The sequence below is a fragment of the Rhizobium sp. CB3090 genome (assembly GCF_029714285.1).
Lineage (GTDB): Bacteria > Pseudomonadota > Alphaproteobacteria > Rhizobiales > Rhizobiaceae > Rhizobium.
Window position 1 is genome coordinate 2,594,764 of sequence record NZ_CP121662.1, and the last position, 19,570, is coordinate 2,614,333.

The 19,570-nt window shown below is 60.1% G+C and carries 20 protein-coding genes; 5 read left to right on the top strand and 15 right to left on the bottom strand.

Going from position 1 to position 19,570, the window contains the following annotated elements; all coding sequences use genetic code 11:
* Window positions 1-162: a hypothetical protein gene (locus QA646_RS12570; protein ID WP_183937679.1), complete on the bottom strand. Its 162-nt coding sequence runs from the start codon at window positions 160-162 to the stop codon at window positions 1-3.
* A 224-nt stretch (window positions 163-386) separates the two neighbouring features.
* On the opposite strand from QA646_RS12570, the gene QA646_RS12575 reads away from it, so the two are divergent.
* The 3 genes from QA646_RS12575 to QA646_RS12585 all read left to right on the top strand — a co-directional run bounded on the left by QA646_RS12575 (window position 387) and on the right by QA646_RS12585 (window position 2,776).
* Window positions 387-1,661: an MFS transporter gene (locus QA646_RS12575; RefSeq protein WP_283055781.1), complete on the top strand. Its 1,275-nt coding sequence runs from the start codon at window positions 387-389 to the stop codon at window positions 1,659-1,661.
* Window positions 1,662-1,705: 44 nt separating this feature from the next.
* A complete protein-coding gene (locus tag QA646_RS12580; RefSeq protein WP_283055782.1) occupies window positions 1,706-1,897 on the top strand; it encodes a DUF1192 domain-containing protein in 192 nt (63 codons plus the stop codon).
* A gap of 363 nt (window positions 1,898-2,260) precedes the next feature.
* Window positions 2,261-2,776 carry a DUF1465 family protein gene (locus QA646_RS12585; protein WP_283055783.1) on the top strand — a complete coding sequence of 172 codons (516 nt, stop codon included), beginning with the start codon at window positions 2,261-2,263 and terminating at the stop codon, window positions 2,774-2,776.
* Window positions 2,777-2,958: 182 nt separating this feature from the next.
* Here QA646_RS12585 and rpmE read toward each other — a convergent pair whose 3' ends face one another.
* Entirely contained in the window at window positions 2,959-3,180 is a 222-nt protein-coding gene (gene rpmE, locus QA646_RS12590; protein WP_120705332.1) for a 50S ribosomal protein L31, read from the bottom strand.
* Window positions 3,181-3,372: 192 nt separating this feature from the next.
* Here rpmE and QA646_RS12595 point away from each other — a divergent pair, with 192 nt between their 5' ends.
* Together QA646_RS12595 and QA646_RS12600 are read left to right on the top strand one after the other, a co-directional pair.
* Complete coding sequence (locus QA646_RS12595; protein ID WP_283055784.1) at window positions 3,373-5,175, top strand: ABC transporter transmembrane domain-containing protein; 1,803 nt, start codon at window positions 3,373-3,375, stop codon at window positions 5,173-5,175.
* 103 nt (window positions 5,176-5,278) lie between these two features.
* Window positions 5,279-5,467 carry a YegP family protein gene (locus tag QA646_RS12600; protein ID WP_283055785.1) on the top strand — a complete coding sequence of 63 codons (189 nt, stop codon included), beginning with the start codon at window positions 5,279-5,281 and terminating at the stop codon, window positions 5,465-5,467.
* Between the two features lie 77 nt (window positions 5,468-5,544).
* On the opposite strand, the gene QA646_RS12605 is transcribed toward QA646_RS12600, so the two are convergent.
* The 13 genes from QA646_RS12605 to QA646_RS12665 form a co-directional block, all read right to left on the bottom strand.
* A protein-coding gene (locus QA646_RS12605; protein WP_283055531.1) for an IS630 family transposase occupies window positions 5,545-6,491 on the bottom strand; the annotation gives its coding sequence in 2 pieces (ribosomal slippage) (window positions 5,545-6,143 and window positions 6,143-6,491; 948 coding nt in all).
* A gap of 229 nt (window positions 6,492-6,720) precedes the next feature.
* Window positions 6,721-7,752, bottom strand: a complete 1,032-nt coding sequence (locus tag QA646_RS12610) for a peptidoglycan -binding protein (protein ID WP_283055786.1) — start codon at window positions 7,750-7,752, stop codon at window positions 6,721-6,723.
* A 3-nt stretch (window positions 7,753-7,755) separates the two neighbouring features.
* The gene (locus tag QA646_RS12615) at window positions 7,756-8,805 is read right to left on the bottom strand and encodes a MotA/TolQ/ExbB proton channel family protein (RefSeq protein ID WP_283055787.1); all 1,050 of its coding nucleotides are present in this window, start codon (window positions 8,803-8,805) and stop codon (window positions 7,756-7,758) included.
* 132 nt (window positions 8,806-8,937) lie between these two features.
* The gene (locus QA646_RS12620; RefSeq protein WP_283055788.1) at window positions 8,938-9,738 is read right to left on the bottom strand and encodes an inositol monophosphatase family protein; all 801 of its coding nucleotides are present in this window, start codon (window positions 9,736-9,738) and stop codon (window positions 8,938-8,940) included.
* Window positions 9,739-9,965: 227 nt separating this feature from the next.
* The gene (locus tag QA646_RS12625; protein ID WP_283055789.1) at window positions 9,966-11,057 is read right to left on the bottom strand and encodes a chemotaxis response regulator protein-glutamate methylesterase; all 1,092 of its coding nucleotides are present in this window, start codon (window positions 11,055-11,057) and stop codon (window positions 9,966-9,968) included.
* Between the two features lie 11 nt (window positions 11,058-11,068).
* A complete protein-coding gene (locus QA646_RS12630; protein WP_283055790.1) occupies window positions 11,069-11,926 on the bottom strand; it encodes a CheR family methyltransferase in 858 nt (285 codons plus the stop codon).
* Window positions 11,927-11,948: 22 nt separating this feature from the next.
* Complete coding sequence (locus QA646_RS12635) at window positions 11,949-12,446, bottom strand: chemotaxis protein CheW (protein ID WP_283055791.1); 498 nt, start codon at window positions 12,444-12,446, stop codon at window positions 11,949-11,951.
* Entirely contained in the window at window positions 12,443-14,359 is a 1,917-nt protein-coding gene (locus tag QA646_RS12640) for a methyl-accepting chemotaxis protein (protein ID WP_283055792.1), read from the bottom strand. Before QA646_RS12640 ends, QA646_RS12635 begins: the two co-directional genes overlap by 4 nt.
* 220 nt (window positions 14,360-14,579) lie before the next feature.
* On the bottom strand, window positions 14,580-16,274 hold the full coding sequence (locus tag QA646_RS12645; protein WP_283055793.1) for a methyl-accepting chemotaxis protein: 1,695 nt from the start codon (window positions 16,272-16,274) through the stop codon (window positions 14,580-14,582).
* A 37-nt stretch (window positions 16,275-16,311) separates the two neighbouring features.
* Complete coding sequence (locus QA646_RS12650; protein WP_283055794.1) at window positions 16,312-16,827, bottom strand: chemotaxis protein CheW; 516 nt, start codon at window positions 16,825-16,827, stop codon at window positions 16,312-16,314.
* Window positions 16,824-18,842, bottom strand: a complete 2,019-nt coding sequence (locus QA646_RS12655) for a chemotaxis protein CheA (RefSeq protein WP_283055795.1) — start codon at window positions 18,840-18,842, stop codon at window positions 16,824-16,826. Before QA646_RS12655 ends, QA646_RS12650 begins: the two co-directional genes overlap by 4 nt.
* Entirely contained in the window at window positions 18,839-19,207 is a 369-nt protein-coding gene (locus QA646_RS12660; protein ID WP_283055796.1) for a response regulator, read from the bottom strand. The genes QA646_RS12655 and QA646_RS12660 overlap by 4 nt, the downstream gene beginning before the upstream one ends.
* Window positions 19,204-19,527: an STAS domain-containing protein gene (locus QA646_RS12665; protein ID WP_283055797.1), complete on the bottom strand. Its 324-nt coding sequence runs from the start codon at window positions 19,525-19,527 to the stop codon at window positions 19,204-19,206. The genes QA646_RS12660 and QA646_RS12665 overlap by 4 nt, the downstream gene beginning before the upstream one ends.
* Between the last annotated feature and the right edge of the window lie 43 nt (window positions 19,528-19,570).

The following is a 19,570-nucleotide window of genomic DNA, read 5'->3' on the forward strand; positions in this document are numbered from 1 at the left end:
CTAAAATGTCTCATTGATGACCAGAGCGATCGTCCAGATTGCGAAGGCAATCACGGCGATCTTCCAGAAATCGGCACGCCGTTTGAGGCCGGGCAGCCCGAGCGGCTTGATGATTTGCACCGCCATGGCCAGCAACAGCAGCACCGCGATCACTTTTGTCACGGTATTTTTCCCCGTTTGCGCAAGAGTGAGCATGGCTTTTTGGAAAACCACTGCGCAGTTTTCACGATCATGCTCTATTCGTCATAGGACGGACATTTTTCCGCGCCAACAGACTGTTTCTTAACGCCGATAACGGCAATCCGGGGCACAATCAATAGTGAAAACTGGCAGGGCTTTGTCCTGCCTTATCGGTTCTTTAAGCGGAGCCGCATGAAAGTGGGAACATGAAAAGAAATATTTTACCCGTTCTTGCCCTGCTTTTCGGTACGCTCTTTCTATTCACCGGCAACGGCCTGCATAGCCTGCTTCTGCCGGTGCGCGGTACAGCCGAGGGTTACGCCACGACGACACTCGGCCTGCTCGGCACGACCTGGGCGACCGGCTTCGTGCTCGGCTGCCTGACGGCGCCGAAACTGGTCCGGCGCATCGGTCATGTCCGTGCCTTTTCCGGCTTCATCGCCGTCATTGCGATCATCGCGCTACTGACCGGCATCATCGTCGACGCTACCTGGTGGGTGCTGCTGCGCGCCGTCACCGGGTTCTGCACCGCCGGTACCTCGATGATCATCGAAAGCTGGCTCAACGAGCGCGCCACCAATGAAAGCCGCGGCGCGATCTTCTCGCTTTATATCGGCATCACATTGATCGGCGCCGTTGCCGGCCAGATGATGATCCCCTTCGAGGATATTCACACGCCGATCCTCTTCATGTTCTGCGGCATCTGCTATTGCATCGCCATGCTGCCGACGACGCTCTCGACCGCCGCTTCGCCGCAGCCGCTAAAAGCCGTCAGCCTGGATCTGAAGGCGCTCTATCGCAATTCGCCGGTCGCCTCCATCGGCATCCTGCTGGTCGGTATCGCCAACGGCGCCTATGGCACGCTCGGCGCCGTCTTCGGCGCCAATGCCGGCCTCTCGGACGGCAATATCGCACTGATGATGAGCTCGACCATCTTTGCCGGCGCCGTGATGCAGTTTCCGGCCGGCCGCCTTTCCGACCGCATCGACCGCCGCTACGTGCTGGCCGGCATGGCCGCCATCGCCGCCATCGACGGGCTCCTGCTCTTCCTGTTGCAGCCGGCCGGTCCTTATTTCCTGATCGGGATGGTGGTCATCTATGGCGCCGTCGCCAACACGCTCTATCCGATCACTGTCGCCCATGCCAACGACTTCGCCGCCCCCGAGGATTTCGTCAAAGTCTCCGGCGGCCTGTTGCTGCTTTACGGCATCGGCACGATCATCGGCCCGACGGTCGGCGGTCCCGTCATGTCGGCCATCGGCCCCTACGCGCTGTTCTTCGTCACCGCTGTCGCCCATGTGCTGATCACGACCTACGCGATTTTCCGCAGCCGCATGCGCGCCGCAAAGCCCGCCAGCGACCGCGACGCCTACACCACGATGCCTTCGGCGAATGCGCAGATGATCACGCCAGAAAGCATGTCACTGGCCCGCAGCGAGACTTCGAAAAAAGAAGATATGACGGTAAACTACGGCACATGAGCCGCCGGGGGTGAGACAAACCGAAGACAAGAAGGAGGAGACAGATGAGCATTTTCGATGATGACCGCCCAAAGAAGCCGTCTGCCCACGAAATCGGCAGCGATTTGTCGCTGCTCTCCGTCGACGAACTCAAGGCGCGCGTCGCGCTGATGCAAGAGGAGATAGCGCGGCTGGAAGCGGAGATCGCCAGCAAGGAATCCGGTCGTCAAGCCGCCGAAAACCTGTTCCGCTCGTAAGCCAAACATCAGCGAATTGTGCGATTGAAGTACAGATCGAGACAGGCTCAACGGAATATTAAGCTTTACGACATATTACTATGACCATCCAGATTTGCTCTGGACTCAGACAGTTCCTCCACTTGGCGAATTGGTCTGATTTTTCTCCCTGTTTTACCTTGAGAGCCGCATTTGCGGCTCTTCTTTTTCGCCTCGGCGCAAGGCGCCCGACGAAACTGTGGAGATTAACCCTTTCTTAAGAATCGCCTTGCGAATTTCAGTTAAAACCACCATCTTGAAGCCATAAGAGCGGACCCGAGAGTTCTTCTGAACTTGAGCGGATTTTCCTGAACAAAAGTGTTGCGTGAGGCAGGGATTACTTCGATGTCGGAACTTGGTTTGAATACCATCAGCTTTGCTGGCCATGCAGCTTCATCGGCGCAGTTCAGGACGCTCTATTCGGAGGGCATGTCGCTGGTTGAGGAAACCGCGGCTTACCTCGATGGCCAGGGCCGTGCCGCTTCCAAGGTTCTGCCGCGCATGGCCTCCGTGCTCTATGCCGCTGAATCCATGCGACTGACCACCCGCCTGATGCAGATGGCCTCGTGGCTACTGCTGCAGCGCGCCGTCAACAACGGCGAAATGTCGCGCGATCAGGTGCTGACCGAAAAGAACAAGGTTCGCCTCGACGGCTTCAACGTCGACCGCAACGCACCCGGCTGGAACGACCTCCCGGAAGCCTTCCGTGACCTCGTCGAGCGCTCGTTGCGCCTTCAGAACCGCGTCGCGTTGCTCGACCGCGAAATCTATCGCCCGACGGAAACCCCGATCGTTCCGGACAACCAGAACAGCGTCAAAGCGCAGCTCACCCTGCTGCAGACAGCATTTGGAAATCACTGAATTCGATAGCTTATGGCTGACCAATAAACCGGTCGTGTTCTGCACGGCCGGTTTTATTTTATTCGGCCGGAAGATATCAGCGATGGCTTGAAGAACCGCCGCTTGACAGAAGGCATCGTATTAAGACAACGCAAAAAGCCCGGCAAAACCGGGCTTTTTCAAAATACCAGATCGCGAAGCGATTAGATGCCGAGACCGCCGAAGCGCTTGTTGAACTTCGAAACACGGCCGCCGCGGTCAACGAGCTGTTGGTTGCCGCCGGTCCAAGCCGGATGAGACTTGCTGTCGATTTCGAGGTTCATGACAGCGCCTTCCGAACCCCAGGTCGAGCGGGTTTCGTATTCGGTGCCGTCGGTCATGACCACCTTGATCGTGTGGTAGTCGGGATGGATGTTGGCCTTCATAACAATCTTCCTGTCATGCCAGGGTCCATTTGTCGCAAGCCATTGCGGCAACCGAACCGATTGAATAAATGAAGCCGCAGTCCGATTGAGGCCACGGCTTCCAATTAAGATGGCGTGCCTATACATGAAGGCAGCAAGGATAACAAGGGCGAAAGAGCGAAGTCCCTTGCTGATATGGGGATTGGAGACGACTTGTCAGAGACGGGCCAGGCAGACGACAAAAAACGCAGATCCATTCGGCCGCTCAAGCGCCTGACACCCTATCTCAGGCGCTATCGCGGCATGGTGTTGGGCGCGCTGATCGCCTTGACCGTCGCCGCCGTCACCTCCCTCGCCCTGCCGCTCGCTGTCCGCCGAATGATCGACCATGGCTTCGATCAGTCCGATCGCGGCCTCATCGACAGCTATTTCGGCGCGATCATGGTCATGGCCGTTATCCTCGCGGTCGCAAGCGCGCTGCGCTATTATTTTGTCATCACCATTGGCGAGCGCATCGTCTCGGATATGCGCCGCGAAGTCTTCGATCATGTGACGCGGCTGTCCCCCTCCTTCTTCGATATCAATCAGTCCGGCGAAATCGTCTCGAGGCTGACTGCCGACACGACGCAGATCAAGTCCGCCGTCGGCGCAACGGCTTCGGTAGCGCTACGAAATCTCATTCTCTGTCTCGGCGCCGTGGGCATGATGATCGTCACCAGCCCGAAGCTGTCGAGCATCGTGCTGATCGCCATCCCGATCATCGTGCTGCCGCTCGTCAGTTTCGGCCGCTCCGTGCGCAAGCGCTCACGCGCCGCACAGGATACGCTCGCAAATGCGTCCGCTTATGCGAACGAAACCATCGCTGCCAGCCGCACCATTCAGGCCTTTAACGGCGAGGCGGCGGCGGCGCAGCGTTACGGCGCAGCGGTCGAGGATGCCTATCAGGCGGCCCGCGCCGCAATCAAATCCCGCTCGCTGCTAACCGGCTTTGCCATCACCATGGTCTTCGGCAGCATCGTCGCCGTGCTTTGGGTCGGCGCGCAGAATGTGCTTGCCGGAACGATGTCGGCAGGAACACTTGGTCAGTTCCTCCTTTACTCCGTGATTGCCGGCTCGTCGCTCGGTTCGCTGTCGGAAGTCTGGGGCGAGCTGTCGCAAGCCGCCGGCGCGGCCGATCGCCTGGGCGAGCTTCTGGCTGAAGTCTCGCCGATCACCGTCCCCGCCGATCCTTTGCCCCTGCCCCAGCCACCGCAGGGTCGGGTGGAATTCTCCGATGTGCATTTCTCCTATCCGTCGCGGCCGGGCAAATCGGCGCTGCATGGCCTGTCGCTTTCCGTCAAGCCGGGCGAGACGGTAGCGATCGTCGGCCCCTCCGGCGCCGGAAAGAGCACGGTCTTTTCGCTGCTGCTGCGCTTCTACGATCCGCAGCAGGGTAGGGTCGCCATCGACGGTATAGACGCTCGTCGCGTCTTGCCCGATGCCCTGCGCGACCGCATCGCGATCGTGCCGCAGGACACGACCATTTTCGCCGCCTCGATCCACGACAATATCGCCTTCGGCCGCCCTGGAGCCTCACGCGACGAGGTCCGCTCCGCCGCGATCGCTGCCCAGGCGGATGAATTCATCTCGCGCCTGGACAAGAGTTACGATACCCAGGTGGGCGAACGCGGCATTACCCTTTCCGGCGGCCAGCGCCAGCGCATCGCTATTGCCCGTGCCATTCTGAAGAATGCGCCGATCCTGTTGCTCGACGAAGCGACCTCGGCACTCGACGCCGAAAGTGAGACGCTGGTGCAGAAGGCACTCGATGGGCTGATGGAAACACGCACCACCCTCGTCATTGCCCATCGCCTGGCGACGGTTCTGAAGGCCGACCGCATCCTGGTGCTCGATCAGGGACGCATCGTCGAAGAAGGCACGCATCAGAGCCTAATCCATCAGGGCGGCATCTACGCCAAGCTGGCAAGGCTGCAATTCGACGCCGGCATCGAGGATCGCATGCTTGCCGTCAAATGACGAAGGATCAGCCAAGCCGAATACAACAGGTGGAAATAGCTTTAAAGTTGCGCTAGATTTTCGCCGTCATCTCGCGCCGATGCGATTCTAGGAGACGGGAACCATGTATAAATTTGAAGTCTACAAGGATAAGGCTGGCGAATTCCGCTTCCGGTTCAAGGCCTCGAACGGCGAAACCATGTTTGCCTCCGAAGGCTACAAGGCAAAGGCTTCGGCCCTGCATGCCATTGAATCGATCAAGGCGCATGTTGGCGGTGCCACGATCGACGACCAGACCACCGCCACCGCCTAAGACTTCGCATCGAGCGCTGCTATGCAGCCTTCCGGTCGGCCGCCTTCTGCGCGCCGGCCGTTTAGAGCGTTTCCCATTCATGCTGGATCGTATCCACATGAGTTGAAGTAGTTTCGGGCCTCTTGTGGGTCGACCCGCCCAATCAGCTTGCCGATGCGATCCCATAGACCGGTTACGGTTCTCTCGGCAGCTTTTCGCAGGAGTGCCTTCAGCTTGGAGAAGGCCTTTTCTATGGGATTGAAGTCCGGGCTGTAGGGCGGAAGGAACATCATGGTCGCACCTGCCGCTTCGATCATCTCTCGCGCCGCCGGTCGTTTGTGGCTGGATAGATTATCGAGAATGACGACATCACCCGGCTTCAAGGTTGGAAGCAGGACCTGAGCGACATAGGCTTCGAACCACTCACCGTTGATCGGCCCGTCGATGACAAGCGGTGCCACTATTCCCGTGCTGCGTAGGCCTGCAACCAGTGTGGTTGTCTTGCGGTGACCATGCGGAAACCCCATTCGCAACCGCTCACCCTTGCGGCATCGTCCATGAGTGCGGGCCATATTGGTTGCCGTCCAGGTCTCGTCGATGAACACAAGCCGCTCCGGGTCGAGATCGAGTTGGTCCTCGAACCAGGCTTGCCGCTTTTCCAGGATGTCCGGACGGCTCTGCTCTACCGCATGGCCAGTCTTTTTTTGCGCGTCTGGTTGTGCCGAACGAGAAACCGGTGCAGGGCCGACTTGCTCGCGATGATGCCTTGGGCCGCAAGAGCGTCACGAAGCTCAAATAGCGTCCCATCCCGGTGCTCTGCAAGCCAAGCCATTATCAGATCGGCATGAGCTTCAATCTTATGGGAACTGCGGTCGCCACCAAGCGGACCGGGACGAACGTTTCCATGCCGAATTTGCAGGTTACGCCAACGGCTCACGCTGGCTGCGCTCACACCAAAACGCTCGGCTGCCTCCCTATGAGATGCTCCGCCATCGACGGCGGCAAGCACACGTATGCGAAGATCAACGGAAAGGGCTTTCGACATATCTGCCGACCTCCATCGGCAGATAGGTTGAATCAGAATGCAAGTGATTTGAAAAGCAATTCGATTCAATCAGTCAGGGAAGCGCTCTAGTTTGACCCATTACGAAAGCTCGAAAAATGCGCTCTCGCCTGCCGAAATCGGCATCCGTCGTGCTCACAGCATCGAACGGGCCAGAAGCCGTTTCGCCGGCGGTCGCATCGATATTCTTCTGACCGGCAGAAACTGACGATTATTTCTCCGTCAGCTTCAACTCGATGCGGCGGTTGGTGGCGCGGGCTTCCGGCGTATCGCCCGGAGCGATCGGCTGGAACTCGCCGAATCCGGCCGCAACAAGCCGATCCGCAGGGACGCCGTGGGCGATCAGGAACTTGACGACGGCGATGGCGCGAGCCGACGACAGCGCCCAGTTGTCGGGATAACGGCCGTTGCCTGAGAGCGGCACATTGTCGGTATGGCCGTCGACACGCAGCACCCAGTTGATCTCGGGGGGAATTTCCTTGGAAAGATCGATTAGCGCGGCGGCGAGTTTGACCATCTCTGCCTGGCCGTCCGGATTGAGATCAGCCGCACCCGAAGGGAAGAGCACTTCCGACTGGAAGACAAAGCGGTCGCCGACGATGCGGATATTGTCACGGTCGGAGAGGATTTCGCGCAAGCGCCCAAAGAAGTCGGAACGATAACGGTTAAGCTCCTGCACGCGCTGCGCCAACGCCACATTCAGCCGGCGTCCAAGATCAGCGATCTTCACCTGCGACGTCTGATCCTTCTGCTCCGACGATTGCAGAGCGGCCTCGACAGCGGCGATCTGGCTGCGCAGCGCGGCAATTTGCTGGTTGAGAAGATCGACTTGGCTCAACGCGCGGGCACTTGCCTGCTTCTGCTCGTCAAGCTGCTGTGTCAGCGTGCCTACTCGCTGTTGCGCGGCCTGACTGTTGCCGGAACCAGCGTCGAGCAGTGTCTGCAGCCGCGAGCGTTCACCCTCTGCCGCCGAAAGCGACGCCTGCAGATTGGCAACGGAATCCTCCAGATCCTGCTTACCGCTCTTTTCGAGCGCCAATGCCTGCGTCAATTCGTTGATCTGACTGTTGAGGCGGTTCAGCACCTCGTCGCGGCCGGAAATTTCGCGGCTCAGGATGAATTGGCCGACGACAAACACCGTCAGCAGGAACATGATCGCCATCAGCAGCGTGGAGAGCGCATCGACGAACCCCGGCCAATAGTCGACGGTTCTCTTATGGCGACTGTTTCGCGCGAGCGCCATGATTTACTTGCTCCCGGTCTTCTCGGTGTGGCTGATGCGGTCGGCGAGGCGGTCGAGCGTGCGGCGCATCGACTTCGCCTCTTCCTGCTGCGCTTCGATCCAGTCGCGCAGCATCTGCTGTTCGTTGCGCATGTTCTTGACCAGACCCTGGATGCCTTCGGCGAGGTTCGCCATCGCCGTCACCGAACGCTGGCCGCCGCCGCCCTCTTCCGCGATCTTGCGCAGATATTCCGAAAGCACCCGCACATCCTCGGAGGATGCGCCGCTGGCGCCTTCGATGACGGGAGTGATATCCGAGCCGACATCGGTGACGGAAGAAAGCCAGTTTTCCAGTTCGGTATAGAAGCGGTTCTGCGCGCGACCGGCCTGAAGGTCGAGAAAACCGAGGATCAGCGAGCCGGAAAGGCCGAGCAGCGAGGAGGAGAACGCTGTGCCCATGCCGACCAGCGGGCCGGAAAGGCCGGTCTTCAGGGCGCCGAGAATATCGCCGGTATCGCCGGAGCCGACATCGAGGTTCTGGATGACATCGTTGATCGAGCCGATCGTGCCGATCAGACCCCAGAAGGTGCCGAGCAGCCCGAGGAAAACGAGCAGGCCGATGAGATAGCGCGACGTGTCGCGCGACTCGTCGAGGCGAGTGGCAATGGAATCGAGGATCGAGCGCAGCGTCGCCGTCGACAATTGCATGGCGCGACGGTTGCCGATCAGCGCCCTCATCGGCGCCAGAAGCCGCGGATTGCGGCCGACCTTGTCGGCAGCATTGCCGACGGCACGGAAATGGTTGAACCAGCGGACTTCCGGCCTAAGCATCAGGACATGATTGAAAACCAACAGAATGCCGACGGCCAACACGCCAAGGATCAATCCATTCAGGCCGGGATTATGCAGGAAGGCAACTTGAGCCTGGCGAAACAGGATCGCTACGATAAAACCGACGATGATCAGGAAAAGGATCATCGTCCAAAAGAAGGCCATCGGGCTGGAGAGCTTGTAGGTATAATTGCCCGACACATTGTCGGTCGACCCCAGATCCCCCAGATTTACATTTTCCATCGCACGCTTCGCCTCCGCATTCTCCGCCCCGGAGACTAGAGCAACATTGTGCCGAATTGAAGAGACGGAAAACACAAAACAATCCGTTGGCAACAGCCTGTTTTGCCGCAGGCAATTGCTGGAGGACGATCCTTATTTCGTCGGGATAGGCCGCTTGACGACTTCGGCCAGCGCCTTTTGAATGTGCTCGTTGCCGCAGATGATCGAGCCGTTACCGAGCATATCGTTGCCGCCGTCGAAATCCAGGACGAAGCCGCCGGCTTCGCGTACCAGCAGGATACCGGCCGCCATATCCCAGGGCGACAACCCCATTTCCCAGAATCCATCGAAGCGACCGGCGGCGACATAAGCGAGATCGAGTGCTGCGGAACCGAGGCGGCGAATGCCGGCGACTTCGCCCATGACATGGCGCAGTTCGACCAGGAACTTGCCGTGGTTGCCGCGGCCAAGATGCGGAACGCCGCAGCCGATGACGCAATCCGACAGCACACGGCGCGATGCGACGCGCAGGCGTCGGTCGTTGAGGAAGGCGCCACCGCCACGCTCGGCGGTGTAAAGCTCGTCCGTCGCCGGATTGAAGACGACGCCGCCGACGATCTCGCCATTGCGCTCCAGCGCGATCGATATGGAGAACATCGGAATGCCGTGCAGGAAGTTGGTCGTGCCGTCGAGGGGATCGACGATCCAGCGATGCGCGCCGTCGGTGCCCTTGATCTCCTCGCTCTCTTCGCCGAGGAAGCCATAGGTCGGCCGCGCTTTCAGCAGCTCGTCATGGATGATCTTCTGCGCCTTGAGATCGGCCTGGCTGACGAAATCGCCCGGTCCCTTCACCGAAACCTGCAGGTTCTGCACCTCGCCGAAATCGCGGCTGAGCGACTTGCCTGCCTTGAGGGCAGCCTGAACCATGACATTGAGAAGAGCAGAACGGGCCATCGGGCTTCCTTGGATAATATAGAAGGCACTGACCGGACCTGAAGACAGGCCCCGGTGGGGCGGGATCGGCAGCGCAATAAAGATTGGCGGCCTCAAGACCACAAAATCGGGGAAATTTCAAGTAGAGCGAGGTGGAAGGCCTGGTTTTCTCATCGGACCGACGTCGCAAGACCGTTCGCCCCGGTCAAAAGCACATAGAGCCAACACGCGTAGGCGGATAAGATTCTCTAAAACTTCTGCTGCGCGATCAGAATCTCGCGGGCGATCTGCTCAAGCGGCACCACTCGATCGACGCCGCCGCGGGCGATCGCCTCCTTCGGCATGCCGAAAACGACGGAAGTGGCCTCGTCCTGGGCAACGGTATAGGCGCCGGCTTGTTTCATCTCGAACATGCCTCGTGCACCGTCGTCGCCCATGCCTGTCATGATGATACCCATGGCGTTCGATCCGGCCGCCCGCGCCGCCGAGCGGAAGAGCACATCGACCGAGGGCCGGTGGCGAGAGACCAAGGGCCCAGTCTTGACAGCCACATGGTAACGCGCGCCCTGTCGCTCCAGCATCATGTGGTTGTCTCCGGGGGCGATCAGCACATGGCCGCGCAGAACCGGATCGCCATCGACCGCTTCCTTGACCTCGACTTCACAGAGGCTGTTCAGCCGCTTGGCGAAGGCGGCGGTGAACTTCTCCGGCATATGCTGGACGATGACCATGCCTGGCGCATTGGCGGGCAGCGCCTCCAGCATCTCACGTAGCGCCTCGGTGCCGCCTGTCGAGGCGCCGACGCAGACCACCATCTCGGTCGTCTTCGCCATGGCTCGGCCGGTTGGCGGCGGCAGCATGGCGTCGGCGGTCAGCTTCTTGGCTGGTCCCGAAGCGGATGCCGAACGTGCTTGGGCGCGCCGGACATTCGGCATCCTGGCATGCGATGCACTTCTGACCACCTCACGGATGCGCATCGCCTCGTCGGCCAAATAATCGGCGGCGCCGATCCGCGGCTTCAGGATGATATCCACCGCGCCGGCCTCCAGCGCCTGCAGCAACGTCTCCGAACCCGCCTCCGTCAGAGACGAGCACATGACGACCGGGATCGGCCGCTGCGACATCAGCTTGCGCAGGAAGGTGATGCCGTCCATTCGCGGCATCTCGACATCCAGCGTGATGACATCGGGCACCTCCTCCTGGATCCTGCGCGCGGCCATGAATGGATCGTTCGCCACCCCCATGACCTCGAGCTCGGGGTCGTCAGCCAAAAGCGTTGCAAGCGTCTGACGAACGCTGGCGGAGTCATCGATGATCAGCACGCGGATTTTCTTCGGCATGACGACCTGCCCTAGATTCGCTGGAAGACCGTATTGGAAACCTGTTTCAGCGGCAGGTCGAAGCCGGTGATCGATTCCGAGTGGCCGATGAACATATAGCCGCCGACCACCAGACAGTCGCAGAGGCGCGACAGAACGCCAGCCTGCGTCTGCTTGTCGAAATAGATGAGAACGTTGCGGCAGAAGATGATGTGCATGGCATCGCCCACCTGATATTTCTCATCCATCAGGTTCATCCGGCCAAAGCCGATCTTCGAGCGCAGTCGGGGCGTGATGCGCACTTCCCGCCTGCCCGGCACTTTAGCGGCCATGACATATTTGCGCTTCAGTTCGGCCGGAACCGGCAAGACCATATCGTCGGTGTAGATGCCGCTTCTGGCCGATTGCAGCACGTCGGTACTGAGATCGGTCGCGAGGATCGCGTAATCGATGCCGCCTTCACTTTCGGAGAATTCCTCCAACACCATCGCCATGGAATAGGGCTCAGCCCCAGTCGAGCAGGCAGCACTCCACGCACGCAGGCGGCGATGACCGGCACGCATCAGCATTGGCAAGGCCACGGTCTGCATGAATTCGAAGTGTTTGGCTTCGCGGAAGAAATCGGTCTTGTTGGTCGTCACCGCATCGATGAGATAGACCGACTCCTGTTCGAGGCCGCCATGATTGAACAGGAAATCGCAATACTCGTCGAATGACGTAATGCTGGTGGCGCGCAAGCGCCGCCGCAACCGCCCCTCCAGCATCGTCAGTTTCGTCGACGGCATCTTGATGCCGCTGTAATCATAGATGAAACGCGCCAGCTTCTCGAAATTCCGCTTGCTGATGCGGTCACCGATGATTTGACTTTCCTGAACGACGGCCGTTCCCATCCATCCACTCCCTGACGAATTCCTATGCAGCATGACCGGCGCGATGCGGATCGAGCGCGACGGTGTCTTCCCGCGACAGCAAGCGCGCGAGATCGACGATGACGACGAAGCCATTCTCCCGCCGCACGACGCCGGCGATGTAGTCGGAACGCCAGCGCACGCCGATATCGGGCGCCGCCTCGATCTGGTCACGCCGGAAGGGCGTGACTTCGAAGACGCGATCGGCGACGAGGCCGAGCGTCAGTATCTTTGCCTCGATCGGAATATCCAGCACCAACACGCGGGTATGCGGAGTCGGCACAGTCTTGGAGAGACCGAGCTTCAGCCGGAGATCGATGGTCGGCACGCCCTGCCCGCGCACATCGCGCAAGCCGAGCAGGTAATCCGGCCCGTTCGGAATCTTGAAGGCCTCGGCATAATCGAGGATTTCGCGGACGACTTCGACAGGCACGGCGAAGACTTCCTCGCCGAGGCTGAAGGTGACGAATTGCGCTTCCAGAGCGGGTGTAGCCATGGTCATGCACTTTCCTTGAATTCGTCGTCGCCATCGTCCGGGCCGCCCATGGAGAGATCGAGAGCAAAACCCTTGAGACGTGCCTGCTGCGCCTGAACCGTGATCGGCTTCGCCGCCTTTTGCTGATGAACGGTCGCCGCAGGAGCCCGGCTAGCCGCCTTGGCGGGCGACTTCCTGGCGGTGACTTTGGTGCCCGCGGCATCGACCTTGAAGAAGGCGATGGAGGCCTGCAGCTCTTCGGCCTGAGCGGCCAGCTCTTCCGAAGTGGCCGACATTTCTTCCGAAGCGCCGGCATTTTGCTGCGTCACCTTGTCAAGCTGCTGGATCGCCTCGTTGATCTGGGCCGCACCAATATCCTGCTCGCGGCAGGCGGCGCTGATCTCGGAGACGAGTTCGGCCGTCTTGCGGATATCCGGCACCAGGCGGCCAAGCATCTCGCCGGCTTCGGCTGCGGCCTTGACGGTATCGCTCGACATCGAGCTGATCTCGGCAGCGGCCGATTGGCTGCGTTCGGCAAGCTTGCGCACTTCCGAGGCGACGACCGCAAAGCCCTTGCCATGTTCGCCGGCACGGGCCGCTTCGACAGCCGCGTTCAGCGCCAGCAAATCGGTCTGGCGGGCGATCTCCTGCACGATGCCGATCTTCTCGGCGATGGTGCGCATGGCGCTGACGGCGCGGGTGACCGCATCGCCGCTTGCTTCTGCGTCCTTGGCGGACTGCCGGGCGATCTTTTCCGTCTGGGCGGCATTGTCGGCATTCTGCTTGATATTGGCTGCCATCTGCTCCATCGAAGCCGAGGCTTCTTCAGCCGAAGCCGCCTGTTCGGTTGCGCCCTGCGACACCTGCTCCGAACTTGCCGAAAGCTCCTGGCTGCCCGAGGAGACGTTGTCGGCCGCACCCAGCGCATCGGCGACGACACCACGCAGACGTTCCACCATCTGCTCCAGCGCCAGCCCAAGGACATCCTTGTCGGAAAGCGGCTTCGGCGTGACCGTCAGGTCACCATCGGAAATCTTCGTGGCGATATCGGATGTGACGCGCAGATTGGCGACCATGCGCTGCATCGCCAGGCCGAGAACATCCTTGTCGGAGAGCGGCTTCACGGCAACGGAAAGATCGCCCATCGCGATGCGGTCCGCCACGTCGGCGGTGGCGCGCAGGTTTGAGGTCATGACGTTGACGGTATCGATCAGATCCTTGATCTCGTCATTTGTCTTGACCTCGACCTTCTGATCAAGGTCGCCGATCGCCACAGCCTTGGCGATGTCGGACACCTTGGCCAGGCCGCGATTGATTCCGAGCGTAATCCAGAAGGCGGCGCTCAATGCGATGATCAAGGCGACAGCGGAAACGCCAGCCAGGATCATCAGCGTGTCTTCATAAAGCCGGTCGCCGGCCACATCCGTGGCCGCCAATATCTTTTTCTGGATCTCGACGAGACTGTTGATCGCGCCGGTCATCTGTTTGCTGAGGTCGGTCAATTCACCGTCCGAAAGCGCCTCGGCGCCGGCGTGATCGCCTTTGGCCTCGAGGGCCTCCAGATCGGTGGAACGCTGGCGGAAGGTCTGGCCGAGCGATATCAGTTTCTCCCAGAGGGGTTTGCCTTCCGCGGTGGCGATAGCAAGCCCGTCCTGGGCTTGAGAGAACATGGTATCGAGATGAGTGCTGGATTCCTTGTAGAAGGCAGTTTCGGCATCGCCATTGGCAATCAGCGCATCTTTCTGCGCCCGAATGGCTTCCACGGCTGCGATATTGGCGTCGAGCGCAGTTTGCAACTGTTTGACAGGACCGGCCGTCATTCCGTTGCTGGCATCGTTGAGGTGACCAAGGCTGATGCTGCTATAGGCCGCGATGCCGATCAAAAGCAGCGTCATGGTGCCAAAGGCGAGACCTAATTTCAGTTTGATGGAGAAGCGCATTGTCCTATCCCCGAGATAAAGAGGCTAAATGGGTATTGCGGAACGGCGTCACCGTTTGACAGCGTCGTACCGATAAAAAGAGCCTTCGAACCGGGGAAAGCGATCCATTCACCTCCCCGTCACCGGACATCTCAAGAACCACGACGCCAACGCATACACACGTTGGGGATATCAGAACGCCGGGACCAAAAGGTCCCGACGGAAGTCATCGGAGAAGCGCTCAGGCGCTTTCGCGGAAATCCGCGTCGCCGGCATCCGGGCCGCCCATGGAAAGATCGAGGGCAAAACCCTTGGCACGAGCCTGCTGGGCAGCGACGGTCTGCGCAGGAGCAGCAGACGTGATACGGCGGTTGGCGAGCGGCGTTGCGGCCATCTTGTGAACTGCCGTGACAGGCGGCTTTCTGGCGGTGACTTTGGTGCCCGCGGCATCGACCTTGAAGAAGGCGATGGAGGCCTGCAGCTCTTCGGCCTGAGCGGCCAGCTCTTCCGAAGTGGCCGACATTTCTTCCGAAGCGCCGGCATTTTGCTGCGTCACCTTGTCAAGCTGCTGGATCGCCTCGTTGATCTGGGCCGCACCAATATCCTGCTCGCGGCAGGCGGCGCTGATCTCGGAGACGAGTTCGGCCGTCTTGCGGATATCCGGCACCAGGCGGCCAAGCATCTCGCCGGCTTCGGCTGCGGCCTTGACGGTATCGCTCGACATCGAGCTGATCTCGGCAGCGGCCGATTGGCTGCGTTCGGCAAGCTTGCGCACTTCCGAGGCGACGACCGCAAAGCCCTTGCCATGTTCGCCGGCACGGGCCGCTTCGACAGCCGCGTTCAGCGCCAGCAAATCGGTCTGGCGGGCGATCTCCTGCACGATGCCGATCTTCTCGGCGATGGTGCGCATGGCGCTGACGGCGCGGGTGACCGCATCGCCGCTTGCTTCTGCGTCCTTGGCGGACTGCCGGGCGATCTTTTCCGTCTGGGCGGCATTGTCGGCATTCTGCTTGATATTGGCTGCCATCTGCTCCATCGAAGCCGAGGCTTCTTCAGCCGAAGCCGCCTGTTCGGTTGCGCCCTGCGACACCTGCTCCGAACTTGCCGAAAGCTCCTGGCTGCCCGAGGAGACGTTGTCGGCCGCACCCAGCGCATCGGCGACGACACCACGCAGACGTTCGATCATGACGTTGACGTTGCCCAGCAATTCGCCGATTTCGTCGTGATTGGTAATCTGAGCCGTCTTCGTCAGATCGCCCTCGGAAACCTCCCGAACCACGCTGTTGGCGCGGGCAAGACCCTTGCTGATCGTATTTGCGATCCAATAAGCGGTCACGGCGGCAATCAGCAGCGCCAAACCGGCGGCAACAAGCATCGTCAGGCGGGTGCCGTTATATTGTACGTCAGCGCCGTCATCCGCTTCCTTCATTTTCTGCTTCTCTGCGGCGAGCAGATCGTCGAGAGCGTTGCCGATGTCATTGGCGGCCTTGCGGGCGTCGGTAACGGAGATGTTGTTGGCACCTTCCTTATCGCCTGCCTTCAGCAGTTGCCGAATCTGGTCGTCGGCCTGGATGAACTTCGCGGCGATGGCTTCGACGGCGTCCCAATGCGCGCGGCTCTCATCCGTCACAATCTTGCCTATGGCGGCCAGGGTGTCGGCGAGCTGCTTGCGTGCCACGTCGCCGGCAGCAAGCGCTGCCTTGGTTTCGTCGTCGCTATGGGCAGCAAGAAGGTTCTTCTGCTGGCGAATAACCTGGAGCTGGGAGATGTTGATCTGCTGTGTCAATTCCAGCCGCGCTGCAGGCCCTTCAAGCACGTTGCTGATGGTGTCGTTGAAAGCGCTGAGGCTCATGATGCCGTAGCCGGCCGTGCCTATCAGCATGAGGATGATGAAGGCGAACGCCCCCACCAGCTTGGCTTTGATCGTTAGACGCATCGTCTTCGTTCCCTCGAAAATTCGGCCACGGCGATGATCAGGCGGAAAGCGCCTTATTTTGCCGGGCGGAAAAAATCGCCTGCAGATTGGGGAGAATGATGAATTCCCCTCCGCGCTTGACCAGGCAGTTGATGTAGTCGGGACGCCAACGCATCCCCACGCTAGGCGGTGCTTCGCTGGAAGCTTTTGCAAGTGTGGTGACTTCATTCACCTTGTCGGTCCGCAGACCCACGAGCGTGGGTTCATCCTGCAGGTCAAGTTCGATAACGATGATACGGCTATCGATAGTCGCTTCCGCCGCTTCCATGCCGAAAGCGAGGCGAAGATCGGCAAGGGGGATCACCTTGCCGCGAAAGTTGATGACGCTGCCCACGAAGGGCTGGCTGCCGGGAACGGCGGTTTCCGGCAGAATGTCCAGGATTTCCTGAACCATGATCGCCTCCAGGGCGAAGGTTTCACCGTTGAGATCGAAGGTCAGAACCTCGATCTCGCCGGCATCATTCCAATGAGTGCCATTCCAGAGATTGTCGGATTTCATGGCTGTTTCGCTCATCCCGCTGCACGCAGATGCGCCTCCTGTTGCTGGCCGGCCGCGACCAGATGCACGACATCGAGAATGAGAGCGACGCTGCCGTCTCCGAGGATCGTGGCCCCGGAGAAATGCGCGACATCATTGTGCAGCTTCGACATGGATTTGATCACCGTCTGATGGTCGCCGATGATCTGGTCGACCACCAGGCCCACCCGCTCGGTGCCGGTCGAGATGACGACGACCTTCTGATGCACATCCGGCTTGGTGCCGGTGCGGAATACGTCCCGCAACCGCAGGAACGGCACCAGGCTGTCGCGCAGCGAGATGAAGCTGCGGCCTCGCGAGCGCAGGTCCTCTTCCAATGACAGTTCCAGGCATTCTTCGACCGCCGATAGCGGAATGACATAACGCCCGCTACCGATGCGCACGAGCAGACCGTCGATGATGGCGAGCGTCAGTGGAATGCGCAGCGATACATTGGACCCCTGCCCCGGCAGGCTGACGATATCGATGGCGCCCCGCAGCGCTTCCACCGTCTTCTTGACCACATCCATACCGACGCCGCGGCCGGAAAGATTGGTGATCTGCGCCGCCGTCGAAAAACCGGGGGCGAAGATGAGCTGCAGAAGCTCGGCATCGCTGAGCTGCTGGCCGGGCTGGATCAGCCCGGACGATTCCGCCTTGGCGCGAACGCGCTCGCGATTGATGCCCCGGCCGTCATCCTTGATCGAGATGATGACCTCGCCGCCCGATTGCCGGGCCGACAATATAACAGTTCCGGCTTCGGCCTTGCCGGCGGCAAGACGCTCTTCCGGCGGCTCCAGGCCATGGTCGATGGAATTGCGCACCAGATGCACCAGCGGATCGGCAAGCCGCTCGATGACGGTCTTGTCCACTTCCGTCGTCTCGCCTTCGGTGACGAGCTCGATGACCTTGCCGGTCTCGCGCGCCAGATCATGCACCAGGCGACGGAAGCGATTGAAGAGGCTCGCGACCGGAACCATGCGCAGCACCATCATCGTATCGCGCAGTTCGCCGGACAGGCGCTCGATCTCTTCCGACACCGACCTCAGCCCGATATCGGCGCTGGCACCCGCCAACTGGCTGAGGCGAGATTGTGCGATGACCAGTTCGCCGACGCGATCCATGAGTTCATCCAGACGCTCAGCCGGAACGCGAACGCTTTCCGTAGCCTTTGCCTGCCGTTGGTCGGCAACAGACACCGGCGCCTCCCGTTTGACCGGTACAACCTCGGCGGTTGCCGGCGCAACGGGTGCGACCGCTTTCGGGACTGCCGAGACGGCGGGCTCATCCGGTTTTGCAGAAACTGCATTGCCATCGATTTCCTCGACATCGAGCTGCATGTCGTCCATGACGAAGATGAAAACATCGTCGATGGCTGACCGCGGCTGCTCGGTCGTAACGGTCACATCCCAGGAAAGATGCAGTTCCGTCGGCACCAGCGCGTTCAGCGGCGGAATGGCCGAGGTGTTGGCAAGGATGCGGCATTCGCCGAGATCACGCAGCTCGTCCAGCAACCCCAGCGGATTGGTGCCATTGATCATCGCGTTCTGCGGAAGACTGAAGCGAATGCGCCAGGTCTTGCGCTTGTCGATCACAACGGGCGTAGCCGCGGCAACCGCCTGAACCGGTTTTGCAACATCGCCGCCGACCGCCGCTTGCAACTGCGCCAGAAGACGCTGGCTGGTGGCGCCGTGATCGCCATTGGGATTGTCCACGAGAGCACGCATATGGTCCTGCGCATCGAGAACGGCGGCGACGAGCTCGGCCGTTGCCGGCGCCTGGCCCTTGCGAACGCGGTCGAAGGCGGTTTCGCAATGGTGGGTGAAGGCCGCGAGAGCATCGAATCCGAACATGGAGCCCGAGCCCTTCAGCGTATGAAGACTGCGGAACACAGCGTCGATCAAAGCCTTGTCGTCGAGCTGATGCGTGAGATCCAAAAGACCTGCCTCGATCTGCTCCAGGCATTCCGCAGCCTCGGTACGAAAGACAGCAATTGGATCGGTCGAGCTCATCTTCCCAGCACCTTTCTGATGATCTTGACGAGATTTTCCGGATCGAAAGGCTTGGTCAGCCAGCCGGTGGCACCGGCGGCCTTGGCCCGCGCCTTGAGATCGGCATCGGATTCCGTCGTCAGGAAGATGATCGGAACGCCCATATGAGCCGGTAGCTTGCGCAGCTCCTCGATCATGGTCAGCCCGTCCATAACGGGCATGTTGAGGTCAGTTACGATGAGATCGAATTGTCCGGCCTTGGCCTTGTCGAGGCCCTCGGCGCCGTTCGCCGCCTCTGTGACCTCATAGCCGGCATTGGTCAACGTCACCTTGGTCGTCAGACGGATGCTGGCGGAATCGTCGACAGTCAAAATCTTCGCACTCATGAATGTACCTCTTTATGAAGCCAGAATTGCGCGTCCTCCGCCGTAAAGGCGTCGACGAACCCACCCCTCTGCAAGACTTTCAAAACAGAACCGCTGGCCGGAGAAGAAAGACGAAGTGTTTTGCCGGAAGCCTTCGCCTCGACCCGAGCTGACTCGACCAATTGTACGAAGCTCAAATCAACTTCCGCATCGTCGGCAACTTCGAGGACAAGCGTTTTGCTGTCCCGAAACTTCACAGTCATACTTTGATGAATTTCGGAAATGTTCCTGATGTTCAGGATACCAGGCAGGGAAATAGATTCGGAATATTTATCAGACATTTCAAATCCAGCTCCGCTACCATATGAATACTTGAGCAATAAC